Origin of the sequence: Microbacterium oxydans (assembly GCF_026559675.1) — a bacterium.
GTDB classification, from domain to species: domain Bacteria; phylum Actinomycetota; class Actinomycetes; order Actinomycetales; family Microbacteriaceae; genus Microbacterium; species Microbacterium oxydans_D.
Genome location: NZ_CP092891.1, coordinates 1,594,165 through 1,608,169, shown reverse-complemented (window position 1 = coordinate 1,608,169; position 14,005 = coordinate 1,594,165). Strand labels below are relative to the sequence as shown.

Below are 14,005 nucleotides of genomic sequence, written 5' to 3'. Positions count from 1 at the left end.
ATCACGACGAAGGGGACGGATGCCGCGGCATCCGTCCCCTTCGTCGTGTCGTCGCTCAGATCTCGATGAGGTCCTCCGGCGTGATCACCGGGATCGCCGCCGTGATGGTCTCGAGTCCGGACAGGCGCGCCGGCGAGAGCTGCTTGAGAACCTCGTCACGGGACATGAGCCCGGCTTCGACGACCAGGTCGGCGACGCTGCGGTTGGTCAGGAGCGCGGTCTTCGCGAGCGCGGCGGCAGCGGCGTAGCCGATGAACGGCGTCAGCGCCGTGATGACGCCGACCGAGGCCCCCACCATCGCACCCAGGCGGTCGCGGTTGGCGGTGATGCCGTCGACGCAGTTCACGCGGAGCGTCCACATCGCCTGACGCATCCAGGTGATGGACTGGAAGATCGAGTGCGCGATGACCGGCTCGAAGGCGTTCAGCTGCAGCTGCCCCGCCTCCGCCGCCATCGTGACGGTCATGTCGGCGCCGGCGACCGCGAAGGCGACCTGGTTCACGACCTCGGGGATGACCGGGTTCACCTTGCCGGGCATGATGCTGGACCCCGCCTGCATCGCCGGGAGGTTGATCTCGCCCAGTCCCGCCTGGGGGCCGGACGAGAGGAGACGGAGGTCGTTGCAGATCTTCGACAGCTTCATCGCGTTGCGCTTGAGCGTCGACGAGAACGACATGAACGAACCGGTGTCGCTGGTGGCCTCGACGAGGTCGCCGGCCGTCCGCAGGTCGAGCCCGGTGATCTCCCGCAGGTGCTTGAGCACGGCCGGCGCGTAGCCGGGGTGGGTCGTGATGCCGGTGCCGATCGCGGTCGCGCCCATGTTGATCTCGAACATGAGCGAGGCGTTCTCGGTGAGACGCGTGTGGTCGTAGCCGAGGGTCGTCGCGAACCCGTTGAACTCCTGACCGAGAGTCATCGGGACGGCATCCTGCAGCTGGGTGCGGCCGACCTTCAGCACGTCGTGGAACTCACGGGACTTGCCGAGGAACGACAGCCGCAGCAGATCGAGCTCCTCGAGCAGCGACCGCAGCGTCAGCGACAGGCCGATCTTCACGGCGGTCGGGTAGACGTCGTTGGTCGACTGGCTGCGGTTGGTGTGGTCGATCGGCGAGAGGAACGCGTAGTCGCCCTTCTCCCGGCCGGCCATCTCGAGCGCGATGTTGGTGATGACCTCGTTCGCGTTCATGTTGGTCGAGGTGCCGGCACCGCCCTGGATGACGCCGACCGTGAACTGCTCGTGGAACTCCCCGTCGATCACGCGCTGGGCGGCGCGGTCGATCAGGTCTGCGCGCTCCGGGTCGAGCACACCGATCTCGCGGTTCGCGCGGGCGCTCGCCTGCTTGACCATCGCGAGTCCCACCACCAGGTCGGGGTACACCGAGATGGGCCGCTTCGTGATCGGGAAGTTCGCGTCGGCGCGGGCGGTGTGGATCCCCCAGTACGCGTCGACGGGAATCTCCATGCTCCCGAGCGAATCGGTCTCGGTGCGGGTCAGGGTAGGCGCGGCAGAAGCCATGTCACATCCTCGTGGGTCGTGGCGGGTGAGAAGGGTGGGGGATGCCCCCAGTCTACGCCGCTCAGCGCCCGGGTTTGCGGGAGAAGGCGTCGAGTCGCCCCTCCGGCGTGAGCTTCGCCATGCGCTCGAGCCACTCCTCCGAGAAGTAGTCCCCGGTCGCCGCCTCCGTCACCGGGACGACGGTGTGGGTGATCGTGTCGGGGTACACATGCACGAGCTGGAAGGACTGCGCGGCGTCCATGCCGTTCACCTCGGCGGAGGGGCGCGCCACGTTCATCGTGTAGCAGGTGGCGGACGCCACGCTCACGGGAACCCCCGCGAAGGTCCCGTGCGACGAGTAGTGCAGGTGCCCCGCGAGGATGCCCCGCACGTCGCTTCCGCGGATGACGTCGGCCAGCTCGTCCTGATGCCGCAGCTCCAGGATGTCGAAGAGCGGGAGGTGGCTGGGGATCGGCGGATGATGCAGCGCGAGCAGCGTGCCGTGCGGGGCCGGCTCGGCGAGCACGTCTGCGAGCCAGGACAGCTGCTCCGCATCGAGATCGCCGTGGTGCCACCCCGGCACCGTGCTGTCCAGCGCGATGATGCGCAGCCCGTCGAGATCCCAGACGCCCGTGACCGGCTCCTCGGTCGGCTCGAGGTCCAGCAGCCCCGCGCGCAGGGCCGGGCGCTCGTCATGGTTGCCCGCGACCCAGACGATCGGAGCGCCGAGTGCGGCGGCGACCGGTTCGACGGCCGCCCGCAGGCGACGGTAGGCATCCGGCTCGCCCAGATCCGCCAGATCGCCGGTGACGACGATCGCCGCCGGATGCGGGTGGACGGTGCGGATCGCCTCGAGCGTCCGCGCGAAGTTCTCCTCGACGTCGTAGCGGCCGCCCAGCCGCGCTCCCCCGGCGAGGAAATGCGGGTCGCTGACGTGGATCACCACGTGCGAGGCGGGCTCGTGTCGACCGAAGACGTAGGCGCTGCCGTTTGCTGCGGACATGGCATCAGCCTAGGCGGCCGGCCGACACGTACGGGCGTGGCCGGGCTGGGCGGCCGTCAGGAGACCGGCCCGATCCACGGCCCGACCCCTGGCCCGCTCGACGGGGTCAGTGCCCGATGACGATGATCAGGATGCCGGCGACGACGGCGGCGGCGCAGAGCGCGAAGCATCCGTACGCGCCCACGAGCGCCACGGACTTCTGCCCCTCGGTGAGCGGGCTCTTCCGCGCGGCCTTCGCCGCCTGCTTCTCGGCCCGCTTGAGCTCCTTCTCGGAGATCACGGTGATCGCGTCGGTGAACTCCGCGGGGCTCACGACGGGGGCCCGACCGCTGCGCACGAGCAGACGGAGGCCGAGGGCGTAGAAGGTGACGATGGCGGCCGCGCCGACGAGCGCCGCCGCGAACACCTGCAGGAACGCGAACCAGTCGATCACGACGTTCATTCGGACTCCCCGTTCCGCTTCGCATCCGCGTTCGAGGACGCGGACTTCTCGCCCTTGGACCCGGCCTTGGCGCCCGCCTTGGCGCGAGCCTTCTTCTCGGCCTTGGCCTCCGCGTCCTTCTTCGCGCGGGCCTTGGACTCGGCCTTCGCCTTCTCGCGGGCCTCGGCGCGGGCCTTCGCCTCCGCCTTGGCCTGCTCGATGCGCACCTGGCGGCGCGTGGGCGGCGGGGTGTCCGGGAGCTCGATGGCCCGGCCCGACTCCGCGACGTCGCTCATCGCGTTGGCGGGGGTCACGGCGTTCCGGCGCGAGCGCATGAACAGGCCGAGGATGATGACGAGCGCGATGACCGCGTCGATCGCGACGCCCCAGTTCCCGAGCCAGACGACCAGCAACGCCGCCAGTGCGCCGACGCCTCCGGCCGCGGGGAGGGTGAGCAGCCAGCCGATGCCGATGCGACCGGCCGTCCGCCAGCGCACCGTGGATCCGCGGCGTCCGAGTCCCGATCCGATGACCGACCCCGAGGCGACCTGCGTCGTCGAGAGCGCGAAGCCGAGGGCGCTGGACGCGAGGATCGTGGCGGCCGTCGAGCTCTCCGCCGCGAAGCCCTGCGCGGGCTTGACGTCGGTGAGGCCCTTGCCGAGCGTGCGGATGATGCGCCAGCCGCCCAGGTAGGTGCCGAGAGCGATCGTGAAGGCACAGGCGATGATGACCCAGAGCTCGGGCTCGTGGTGCGCGCCCGACTGCCAGCCGATCGTGATCATCGCGAGCGTGATGACACCCATGGTCTTCTGCGCGTCGTTCGTGCCGTGCGCGAGGGCGACCAGCGAGGAGGTGAAGATCTGCCCCCAGCGGAAGCCGTCACGGCCGTCGGGCTTGCCGTCGTAGCGCCGCGTGATCGAGTAGGCGATCTTCGTCGCCGCGAACGCGATCAGACCCGCGGTGACCGGGGCGATGAGCGCCGGCAGCACGATCTTCGAGAGCACCATGCCGAAGTCGATGCCGCCGAGTCCTGCGCCGACCAGGGTCGCGCCGATGAGGCCGCCGAAGAGCGCGTGCGACGAGCTCGAGGGCAGACCGAGCAGCCAGGTCAGCATGTTCCAGGTAATCGCGCCGATCAGACCGGCGAAGATCAGGGAGAGGAAGAGATCCGCCCCCGCGGAGAGGATCGCATCCTCCCGGATGATCCCGCCCGAGATCGTCTTCGAGACCTCGGTGGACAGGAACGCCCCCACGAGGTTGAGGACGGCGGCGAGGAGGACGGCGGTCTTGGGCTTGAGCGCGCCGGTGGCGATCGGCGTCGCCATGGCGTTCGCGGTGTCGTGAAAGCCGTTGGTGAAGTCGAAGAAGAGTGCCAGCGCGATGACAAGCACGACGATGAGGGCTGCGGTTTCCACCGTTCGCTTTCGGTCGTTGAGGAAGAAGGAGATGTCGACGGGATCGACGTGACGAACGAAGAGTTCACCGTGGGTTTGACTTCCGTTAACCGGCCCCGCTAAATCCTCCCACCGTCCCCCGTGCCGGTCAACTCGACCTGGGATAGCGTGGGACGGTGACTGACGCTCCCCTCGCTGCCCGCCGTTCCACCCTCCGCACGCACCACGGTGACACGGTCGAAGACCCGTACGAATGGCTGCGGGCGAAGGAGTCCGCCGAGGTCGTCGCCCATCTCGAGGCGGAGAACGCCCACACGGACGCGGAGACCGCGCACCTGGCCGACCTCCGCGAGCGGCTGTTCCAGGAGATCAAGGGCCGCGTGCAGGAGACGGACCTCTCGGTGCCGACCCGTCGAGGCGACTGGTGGTACTACAGCCGCACCGAGGAGGGCGCGCAGTACGGCATCCACTGCCGGGCGGCTGCCGAGCCCGGCGACTGGACTCCCCCGCGACTCGAGCCCGGGGTGGCCGTTCCCGGCGAGGTGGTCCTGCTCGACGGGAACATCGAGGCCGAGGGGCACGAGTTCTTCTCCCTCGGCGCGTTCGACACCACGGACGACGCGACGAAGCTGCTCTGGTCGACCGACTTCGAGGGCGACGAGCTCTACACCGTGCACGTGCGCGATCTGGTGACCGGCACCACGCTCGAGGACGAGATCCCGAACACCGGCGGCGCCTTCTTCACGCCCGACGGCACCGGCGTCCTCTACACGACGCGGGACGATGCCTGGCGCCCCGACACCCTCTGGCTGCACCGGCTGGGAACGCCCGTGTCGGAGGACGTCACGCTGTTCCACGAGCCGGACGAGAAGTTCTGGCTCGGCGCCGGGATCACCCGGAGCCACCGGTACCTCGTCATCGGCGTCGGTTCGAGCATCACCAGCGAGGAGTACCTCGTCGATCTCTCCGGTGACCTCACGGCCGAGCCCCGCCAGGTCTGGCCGCGTCGCGACGGCGTCGAGTACTCGCTCGACCATGCCGTGGTGGACGGCGAGGACCGCCTGCTCATCCTGCACAACGACGGTGCCCTCGACTTCGAGCTCGTCTCGGTGGCGGCGTCCGACCCGCAGGGCGCGCGACACGTCGTGATCGCCCATGAACCGGGCAGACGCCTGCTGGGCATGGACGCCTTCCGCGACTTCGCCACCGTGGAGTACCGCAGCGAGGGCCTGGAGCGGGTCGGCCTGCTCGACTACGCCACGGACGCCGTCGAGGAGATCTCCTTCGACGAGCCGCTGTACTCGGCCGGCGTGAGCGGCAACCCCGAATGGCACTCCCCCTTCCTGCGCCTCGGCTACACCTCGTTCGTCACGCCGAGCACCGTCTTCGATCTCGACCTCGCCTCCAAGGAACTGGTGCTGCGCAAGCAGGTCGCCGTGCTGGGCGGCTATGACGCCGCGGAGTACGGTCAGCGCCGCGACTGGGCCACGGCCGCCGACGGGGTGCGCGTCCCGATCTCCCTGGTGTGGAAGCGCTCGTTCGGCGAGCCGGGCGCCGAGGCACGGCCGGTGCACCTGTACGGCTACGGCTCCTACGAGCACTCGATCGACCCCGGCTTCTCCGTCGCGCGGCTCTCGGAGCTGGATCGCGGTGTGATCTTCGCGGTCGCCCACGTCCGCGGCGGCGGCGAGATGGGGCGGCAGTGGTACGAGGACGGCAAGCTGCTCAACAAGCGGAACACGTTCACGGACTTCGTGTCCTGCGGCGAGCACCTGGTCGCGACGGGTGTGACCACGCCGAGCCGCATGGTGGCCGAGGGCGGCAGCGCCGGTGGACTGCTGATGGGCGCGGTGACGAACCTCGCGCCCGAGCTGTTCGCCGGCATCCTCGCCGGAGTGCCGTTCGTCGACGCCCTGACCACGATCCTCGACCCGTCGCTGCCGCTGACCGTGATCGAGTGGGACGAGTGGGGCGACCCGCTCCACGACGCGGACGTCTACGCCTACATGAAGTCGTACACGCCGTACGAGAACGTGCGCGACGGCGTCGAGCACCCCCGCATCCTCGCCGTCACATCGCTCAACGACACGCGGGTCCTGTACGTGGAGCCGGCGAAGTGGGTGGCGCGCCTGCGGGAGGCCGGCGCGTCCGACGTGCTGCTCAAGTGCGAGATGGTCGCCGGGCACGGTGGTGTGAGCGGACGCTACAACTCCTGGAAGGAGCGGGCGTTCGAGCTGGCCTGGCTCCTCGACACGCTCGGCCTCGCCGAGGCGTGAGCCGGAGCGGTCGCGCTCATCCGCGAACGGGTGGGCGCGACCGCCACGGTGCTCAGCCGAAGAGCGCCGCGGCCTCGTCGTAGCGGTAGCGCGGGACCGTGTTCAGCTCGCCCAGTGCATCGGCGAACGGGACCCGGACGATGTCGGTGCCCTGCATGGCCACCATCTGCCCCCAGGCGCCGTCGACGAGCGCGTCCGCGGCGTGCAGACCGAGGCGCGTCGCGAGAACCCGGTCGAAGGCCGAGGGCGATCCACCGCGCTGGATGTGTCCGAGGATCGTCGCGCGCGTCTCGATGCCGGTGATGCGCTCGATCTCAGGGGCGAGCAGGTCGCCGATGCCGCCGAGACGCGGACGGTTGAAGGCGTCGAGGCCCTTGTCGCTGTAAGCCTCGTCCATGCCGAGGAGCTTGAAGCCCTCGGAGACCACGACCAGCGGAGCGCGACCGCGGTCGTGGGCGCTCGTCACGAGCTCGGTGATGTCGTCGATCGACATCGGCACCTCGGGGATGCAGATGACGTGGGCGCCCGCTGCCATACCGGCGTGCAGGGCGATCCAGCCGACGTGGCGGCCCATGACCTCGGCGACCATGCAGCGCTGGTGCGAGTCGCCGGTGGTGCGCAGGCGGTCCATCGCGTCGGTGGCGATGTTCACCGCGGTGTCGAAGCCGAACGAGTAGTCCGTGGCCTGCAGGTCGTTGTCGATCGTCTTGGGGACGCCGATCACCTTGATGCCGTCCTTCGCGAGCCGGTCGGCCGCGGCGAGGGTGCCCTCGCCGCCGATCGCGATGATGCCGTCGATCTTGTGCCCGTAGAGGGTCTTGGCGATGTTCTCGGCTCCCCCGCGCTCGCCCTCGTAGGGGTTCGTGCGGCTCGTGCCGAGGATCGTCCCGCCGACCTTCGACAGCCCCTTCACCTCGTGACGGGTGAGCGGCATGAAGTCGCCGTCGACCAGTCCGCGCCATCCGTCACGGATGCCGACGAACTCGAGGTCGTAGGTGGTGGTGCCCTTGAGCACGATGCCGCGGATGACCGCGTTGAGGCCGGGGCAGTCGCCGCCGCTCGTCAGGATGCCGATCTTCATGAGGGTGCCTTCAGACGTTCGGGAGATGGGGGGAAAGGCGACGCTGCCTTCGATCGACACTAGCGCCCCGGCGCACTCCCGCGCCATTCGGACGCGACGAAAACCGTCGATCTTGACGTCGCGATTCCCCGATATCGATGAACTTCTCGATCAGCTGGGTTCACCCCACCATATCCGCGTTAAGAACGGACCTTCTTGACGCCTATGCGGCGCCGAGAGCCTGACGCAGCAGGTGCATGAGCGCCGCCAGCTGCACCGGCTCGGCGGCCGACTCCTCGACGGCTTCGCCGTCGAGCGCCCGCGCCGCAAGCCCCTGCTTCTGGTCGATCAGCTCCGCGATCTTGGTGTCGATCGTGTGCGCGGCGATGATCCGCCACGCGGTCACGGGCTCGTCCTGGCCGATGCGGTGCACGCGGTCGATCGCCTGCGTCTGCTCGGCGGCCGTCCAGGACAGCTCCGCGAGCACGACGTTCGATGCGGCCTGCAGGTTCAGGCCGACACCTGCCGCGGTGAGCGAGCAGACGGCGATGCCGACGGCGGGGTCGCTGTTGAAGTCGTCGATCGCCTGCTGGCGCGTCGTGGTCGTCTGGTCGCCTCGGATGGAGACCGACCGGATGCCCGCGGCGGCGAAGTGCGCCTCCGCCTGGTCCATGACGTCGATGTGCTTCGCGAAGAAGACCACCTTGCCGACCGAGCGCTGGAGCTGAGCGGCGTAGTCGGCCGCCAGCTGCGCCTTGGCCTGACCGATGCGGCGGACCATGGTGAAGACGTTGTCTCCCCCGGCGCCCGCGGCCTTCGACTCCTCGAGCTCGTTCTGGGCGACGAGACGCACGATGTCCTCGTCGATCTCGCCCGGCGCCAGACCGCGGTCGCCCCGCGACTCGATGATGCGGCGGTAGCGAGCGGCCAGCCGCTCCCCCAGCTCGCGCTCGGCCTGGCGGATGCTGCGCCCGAACTCGTCGTCGAGCTGCACGGGCAGGTCGGCGATGAGCTTGTCCGGGAGGTCGGCGGCCACGTCCTTCTTCTTGCGGCGGACGATACCCATCGAGATCACGGCGTCGCGGGCCTCGGGGTAGAACGCCTTGTCGGCCGGCGTGAACCCGGTCGCGTCCAGCTTCTCCATGAGCTCCGGACCCGGCTTCTCCCCGGTCGTCCAGCCCAGGAAGCGCCAGATCGCGTCGAAGTCCTCGACGTCGTTGATCAGCGGCGTACCGGTGAGGGCGAGCATGAGAGGGTCGTGACCGGGCGTGCGCTCGCGCACCTGCGCGGCCAGCGACAGCACGTTCTGCGACCGCTGCGAAGAGAGGTTCTTGATGAAGTGCGCCTCGTCGACGACCATGCCGCGCAGACCGATCGACGCCAGCCACGACATGTGCCGGTCGAGGATCTCGTAGTTCACGATGAACACGTCGGCGAACGCATCGATGTCGTCGCCGTCACCCTGGATCACCGTCGCGCGTCGCTGCGGCGTCCAGCGCTCCACCTCGCGTGCCCAGTTCATCTTGACGACGTTGGGCACGACGACGAGCAGCGGGTAGGCTCCGGCGACCGAGGCGGCGAGCACCGACTGGGCGGTCTTGCCGAGTCCGGGCTCATCGGCGAGGAGGAAGCTGCGGTGACCGGCCTTCACGGCCTCGAGGAACCGGGACTGGTGCACCATGACCTCGAGGCCCTTGGGCGAGATGTGGTCGAACTCCGGTGCGGGCGGAAGATCCATCGATGCCGCGGATCCGCCGGCACCGGTCTCGAACGCCTTGTACAGCGGGCCCATGAGCTCCCAGCCGTCGAGACGACGGCGGGGCGTGGACGTCGAGCGCGGCGTCAGATCCGGGGCGAGGAAGGGGTTGGCCAGCTGCCGCGCCTCGACGGACGGCGGCGTGACCTGGCGCTCGGCGATCGCCGCGGGAACCACGGAGATCTGCACGGGCGCGGCGTCGGCGATGATGAGCTCCTCGGGAGCGAGCTCCGCACCGGATTCGAGCAGCCAGTCCCGGCGCATGCGCTTCGCGACCGGCGACGTCGCCTGGTCGGCCTCCAGCAGCTGGATGAGCGACGTGTCGCGTGCCGCGGTCTTCGCGAGGATGGTGGCGACACCGTCCAGGCGCTTGAGCAGCTCGGCGCGGGCGGGGTCGCCGATCTCGGCGTCCGCCTTGACCCTGGCGCGCTCTTCGCGCACCAGGAACGCGATCACCTGGAACTTCACCCGGTTCGTCGGGCCGAGCTTCCCCCGCTGGGACTTGGCCTCGATCTCGCGCACCTTGCGCGCGAGGATCGGGATGAGTGGTGCCTCGTCGTCACGACGGGACGTCTTCTTGCGCCGCGTGGCGGCGGTTGCCGTGGTCGGCATGCTCCTCCTGAGCGTGAAGGCTCCGGCTTCCCCATGAAGCCGTGGGCCGTTCTCGTTGTCCGCGTGTGGCGTGAGCCAGGACCGTACGAACAATGGATCTTCTTCCCACCGAGGCACGCGAGAAGCGCGGGAATCGGCGGGAGCCGATGTCCATTCTATGCCATCGGGCTCGGATCCCGGAGATCGCCCACGCCGTGCGGCGGACAAGAGACGCCGCAGAGCCGAACAGGATGTGTCGCGCAGCCCCGTCGGAGCGCGGGTCAGCCGGGGAGGCCCAGAGCGCGCGCGGCGTCCGTGACGTCCGCGCCCATCTGGTCCATCAGCTTCTCGATGCCCTCGAAGGCGACCATCCCCCGCAGCCGCTCGACGAACTCGACCGTGACGTCGTGTCCGTAGAGATCGAGTCCGGTCTCCCCCAGCACGTGAGCCTCGACCTGTCGCACGAGGACGTCGTCGAACGTGGGATTCGTGCCGACCGAGATCGCGGACGGATGCCGGATGCCGGTGTCATGGTCGACGAGCCAGCCGGCGTAGACGCCGTCCGCGGGGACGAAGGCATCCACGATGGTCGACAGGTTCGCCGTGGGGAATCCGAGCTCCCGTCCGCGCTTGAGGCCGTGCACGACCTCGCCCCGCACATCGGGGTGGCGCCCGAGGGCCTTGGTCGCCGCGGCGACGTCGCCGTCCATCAGCAGCTCGCGGATCCAGCTCGACGACACGCGTCGCGAAGAGCCCGGGAGGTACACGTCCTCGACGACCTCGACGGCGAAGCCGTGGCGCGGGCCGAGTTCGCGGAGGAGCTCCGGCGTCCCCGCGCCCCGGTTGCCGAAGCGGAAGTCCTCGCCGACGAGGACCGTGGAGACGTGGAGCGCCCCGACGAGGATGTCGACGACGAAGTCCTCCGCGCTGCGGGAGGCGAGCTCCTCGTCGAAGGTGAGCATCAGTGTCGCATCGAGGCCGAGCTCGCCCAGCAGCTCCAGCTTCCGGTCGACGGTGACGACGTTCTCCGGGCACCGGTCCGGCCGGATCACGGCGAGCGGGTTGCGGTCGAACGTGACGGCGACGGAGCGGCTCCCCGTGCCGGCGGCCACCTCTTCGAGACGGGCGATCACGGCGCGATGCCCCGCGTGGACACCGTCGAACTTGCCGATCGCGACGGTGCTCGGGCCGAAGCCGTCCGGCACCTCCTCCGGGCTGCGGAAGACGATCACGCGTCCACCTCGACCGGCTGCGCGACATCGGCGGGCCGATGCGTGCGCAGCCACCAGATCCCGAAGACCGGCAGGACGAGAGGGATGAACAGGTATCCGCGGCCGAAGAGCGACCACACCGTCTCGTGCTGGAACAGGGCCGGCATCAGGATGCTCAGCAGGCCCACGACCAGGACTCCGGTGAGCTCGAAGACGATGGCGATCCAGGCGACCGTGTACCAGCCGCGCCGGCGGGCCAGGACGAGCGCGAGAGTGGCCAGGATGTACACGACGGCGGCGACGGCGGACAGCGAGTACGCCAGCGGCGCCTCGTCGAAGCGACGGACGATCTGCACGAAGCTGCGCCCCGTGGCGGCCAGCGCCATGACGGCGTAGACGATCACGAGGACACGACCGATTCCGGTCATCCGAGTGGAGGGGGCGGTGGAGCTCATAGCGCATTCCATCCTAGAGCCGCGGGAGCCGGCCGGACTCCGCTGCGCCCTCGGGCGTCATGCGACCTGGATGGTCCAGATCACCTGCATGCGCCACAGCATGATCGCGATGGCGAGTGCCGCGACCCCGAGGATGACCGTGCTCCAGCGGCTGCGCTCCATGAGCGCCCACAGCACCGCGCCGACAGGCAGGAGCAGGGCGGAGACCAGGTAGACCCAGTACTCGAGCAGATCGCCGGTGGGCGGGTTGCCCGCCAGGGGCGCGATGATCGCGGTGACGATCTGCACCACCAGCAGGGCCTCGACGAGGGCGAGCGCGCCGACCGAGAAGTCGCTCGGTCGACGACCGATCAGTCCGGCCACCAGGCAGAAGATCCCGGCCGCCACGGCGACGGCGATCTGCACGATCGTGAACCACAGGATCATCGTTCGCCCTCCGGCATGTTCATGGCGCTCTTCAGATCGGCGCCGCGCTTCTCGACGATGCCGATCAGCACGCCGTCCGGGTCGATGGCGGCGGCGATCCTGCCCTCGAGCTCTTCGGCCCGTCCGGCGAGGCGCTTGCCGTGGCGGAGGTCGCGCGCATCGTCGGCCGACATCTCCAGCACGGGCAGGATGCGGCTCGCGGCCTCCGCGGGTGTCAGGGTGGGCGCGCCCTCGAGCGCGTCGATGGCGACGGCATCGGTCACCTCGAACGGACCGACCCTGGTGCGGCGCAGCGCCGTCAGGTGCCCGCCGACGCCGAGGTCGGCGCCGAGGTCGCGGGCGAGCGAGCGGATGTAGGTGCCCGACGAGCAGTCGACGATCACGTCGAGATCGAGGTGCCCGTCGCCGCGACGACTCTCGAGCAGGTCGAAGCGGGAGATGACGACATCACGTGCCGCCAGCACGACCTCCTCGCCTGCGCGCACCCGGTCGTACGCGCGGCGGCCGTCGACCTTGATCGCGGACACGGCACTGGGCACCTGGGAGATCGCCCCGGTCAGGGATGCGATGCCCGCCGTGACGGCGTCGTCCGTCACCGACGCCCAGGCCTCGGGGGCGGCGGTCGTGAGGATCTCACCCTCGGCGTCGTCGGTGCCGGTCGTCTGCCCGAGACGGATGGTCGCCCGGTAGGTCTTGTCGGCGCCCACGATGTACGTGAGCAGCCGCGTCGCGCCCTCGATGCCGATCACGAGGAGGCCGGTCGCCATCGGATCGAGCGTTCCGGCATGACCCACCTTGCGGGTGCCGAACGCGCGACGCGTGCGTGCGACGACGTCGTGACTGGTCAGCCCAGCGGGCTTGTCGACGAGGAGGATGCCGGGCGAGACCATCCCCCCAGCCTACCGACGGTGGGGCGATCACCCTGTCCGACGCCGGCGACGGACGGCCCGTCGCCGGGACTCCGACGCGCTCGCCTAGGCTGGACGGATGCCTCCGTCGTCGGCCTCGCTCGCGCTCCTGTCGCGCCTGCCGGAATGGTACCGATCGACCGCCCGCGACCTGCCCTGGCGGCGACCGGCCTTCCATGACGAGTTCGGAGCCTGGGGCGTGCTCGTGAGCGAGTTCATGCTCCAGCAGACACCGGTCACGCGCGTCATCCCGCACCTGGACGCGTGGCTGGCCCGCTGGCCCACCCCGAAGGACATGTCCGCCGCGTCGACGGCCGAGGTGGTGCAGCAGTGGGCGAACCTGGGCTACCCGCGGCGGGCTCTCTGGCTGCACCGGGCCGCCGTCGAGATCACGGACCGGCACGGCGGGGTCGTCCCGCGGGACGTCGATGCCCTGCTCGCCCTCTCCGGCATCGGCGACTACACGGCGCGCGCGGTCGCCGTCTTCGCCTACGGGGACCGGCACCCGGTGGTCGACACGAACACGCGTCGTGTGCTCGCCCGCGCCGTCGAAGGGCGTGCGCAGCCTGGTCCGCCGTCGCGCCGCGATCTCGACCTGATGGGTTCCCTGCTCCCCGACGACGTCGCCGCGGCGGCCGAGTTCAACGCGGCGGCGATGGAGCTCGGCGCCACGGTCTGCACCGCACGGTCTCCCCGGTGCGAGCTCTGCCCGCTCGCGGACGGCTGCGCGTGGCTCGCGGCAGGACGGCCCGACACGGGCGACGAGCGCCGACGGCAGGCCGCCTACGAAGGATCGGACCGTCAGGCCCGGGGCGCGGTGCTGCGCCTGCTGCGCGGCAGCGCGCCGGATGCCGTCCCCCTGGTTGCGGTGATCCCCGACTGGCCGGACCTCCGTCAGCGGGATCGCGCGATCGATTCGCTGATCGCGGACGGACTCGCGGAGGCGGACGGCGAGGGGCTCTCCCTCCCCCGCTGACGACATCGTTCCTCCCCCGCTACGACATCGTCC

12 protein-coding genes are annotated in these 14,005 nt (G+C 70.0%); 2 read left to right on the top strand and 10 right to left on the bottom strand.

Annotated elements, in window-relative coordinates:
- Window positions 1-55: 55 nt before the first annotated feature.
- From MME74_RS07590 to MME74_RS07575, 4 genes are all read right to left on the bottom strand, one after another.
- Entirely contained in the window at window positions 56-1,516 is a 1,461-nt protein-coding gene (locus MME74_RS07590; RefSeq protein ID WP_267418165.1) for an aspartate ammonia-lyase, read from the bottom strand.
- A 61-nt stretch (window positions 1,517-1,577) separates the two neighbouring features.
- Entirely contained in the window at window positions 1,578-2,498 is a 921-nt protein-coding gene (locus MME74_RS07585) for a phosphodiesterase (RefSeq protein WP_267418164.1), read from the bottom strand.
- Window positions 2,499-2,604: 106 nt separating this feature from the next.
- The gene (locus MME74_RS07580) at window positions 2,605-2,940 is read right to left on the bottom strand and encodes a peptidase (RefSeq protein WP_267418163.1); all 336 of its coding nucleotides are present in this window, start codon (window positions 2,938-2,940) and stop codon (window positions 2,605-2,607) included.
- A complete protein-coding gene (locus MME74_RS07575; RefSeq protein ID WP_267418162.1) occupies window positions 2,937-4,334 on the bottom strand; it encodes an inorganic phosphate transporter in 1,398 nt (465 codons plus the stop codon). Before MME74_RS07575 ends, MME74_RS07580 begins: the two co-directional genes overlap by 4 nt.
- A 155-nt stretch (window positions 4,335-4,489) precedes the next feature.
- On the opposite strand from MME74_RS07575, the gene MME74_RS07570 reads away from it, so the two are divergent.
- Window positions 4,490-6,589 (top strand): S9 family peptidase, encoded by a 2,100-nt coding sequence (locus MME74_RS07570; protein ID WP_267418161.1) that lies wholly within the window; start codon window positions 4,490-4,492, stop codon window positions 6,587-6,589.
- Window positions 6,590-6,641: 52 nt separating this feature from the next.
- Here MME74_RS07570 and MME74_RS07565 read toward each other — a convergent pair whose 3' ends face one another.
- The 6 genes from MME74_RS07565 to truB all read right to left on the bottom strand — a co-directional run bounded on the left by MME74_RS07565 (window position 6,642) and on the right by truB (window position 12,978).
- Window positions 6,642-7,670: a 6-phosphofructokinase gene (locus MME74_RS07565; protein WP_029263659.1), complete on the bottom strand. Its 1,029-nt coding sequence runs from the start codon at window positions 7,668-7,670 to the stop codon at window positions 6,642-6,644.
- 202 nt (window positions 7,671-7,872) lie between these two features.
- On the bottom strand, window positions 7,873-10,017 hold the full coding sequence (locus tag MME74_RS07560) for a DEAD/DEAH box helicase (protein ID WP_267418160.1): 2,145 nt from the start codon (window positions 10,015-10,017) through the stop codon (window positions 7,873-7,875).
- A gap of 260 nt (window positions 10,018-10,277) precedes the next feature.
- Window positions 10,278-11,228: a bifunctional riboflavin kinase/FAD synthetase gene (locus MME74_RS07555; RefSeq protein ID WP_267418159.1), complete on the bottom strand. Its 951-nt coding sequence runs from the start codon at window positions 11,226-11,228 to the stop codon at window positions 10,278-10,280.
- Window positions 11,225-11,662 (bottom strand): hypothetical protein, encoded by a 438-nt coding sequence (locus MME74_RS07550; RefSeq protein WP_267418158.1) that lies wholly within the window; start codon window positions 11,660-11,662, stop codon window positions 11,225-11,227. Before MME74_RS07550 ends, MME74_RS07555 begins: the two co-directional genes overlap by 4 nt.
- A gap of 57 nt (window positions 11,663-11,719) precedes the next feature.
- A complete protein-coding gene (locus MME74_RS07545) occupies window positions 11,720-12,088 on the bottom strand; it encodes a hypothetical protein (protein WP_267418157.1) in 369 nt (122 codons plus the stop codon).
- Window positions 12,085-12,978, bottom strand: coding sequence for a tRNA pseudouridine(55) synthase TruB (gene truB, locus MME74_RS07540; RefSeq protein ID WP_267418156.1), 894 nt, complete (start codon window positions 12,976-12,978; stop codon window positions 12,085-12,087). Before truB ends, MME74_RS07545 begins: the two co-directional genes overlap by 4 nt.
- Before the next feature lie 97 nt (window positions 12,979-13,075).
- Here truB and MME74_RS07535 point away from each other — a divergent pair, with 97 nt between their 5' ends.
- On the top strand, window positions 13,076-13,972 hold the full coding sequence (locus MME74_RS07535) for an A/G-specific adenine glycosylase (protein ID WP_267418154.1): 897 nt from the start codon (window positions 13,076-13,078) through the stop codon (window positions 13,970-13,972).
- Window positions 13,973-14,005: the final 33 nt, after the last annotated feature.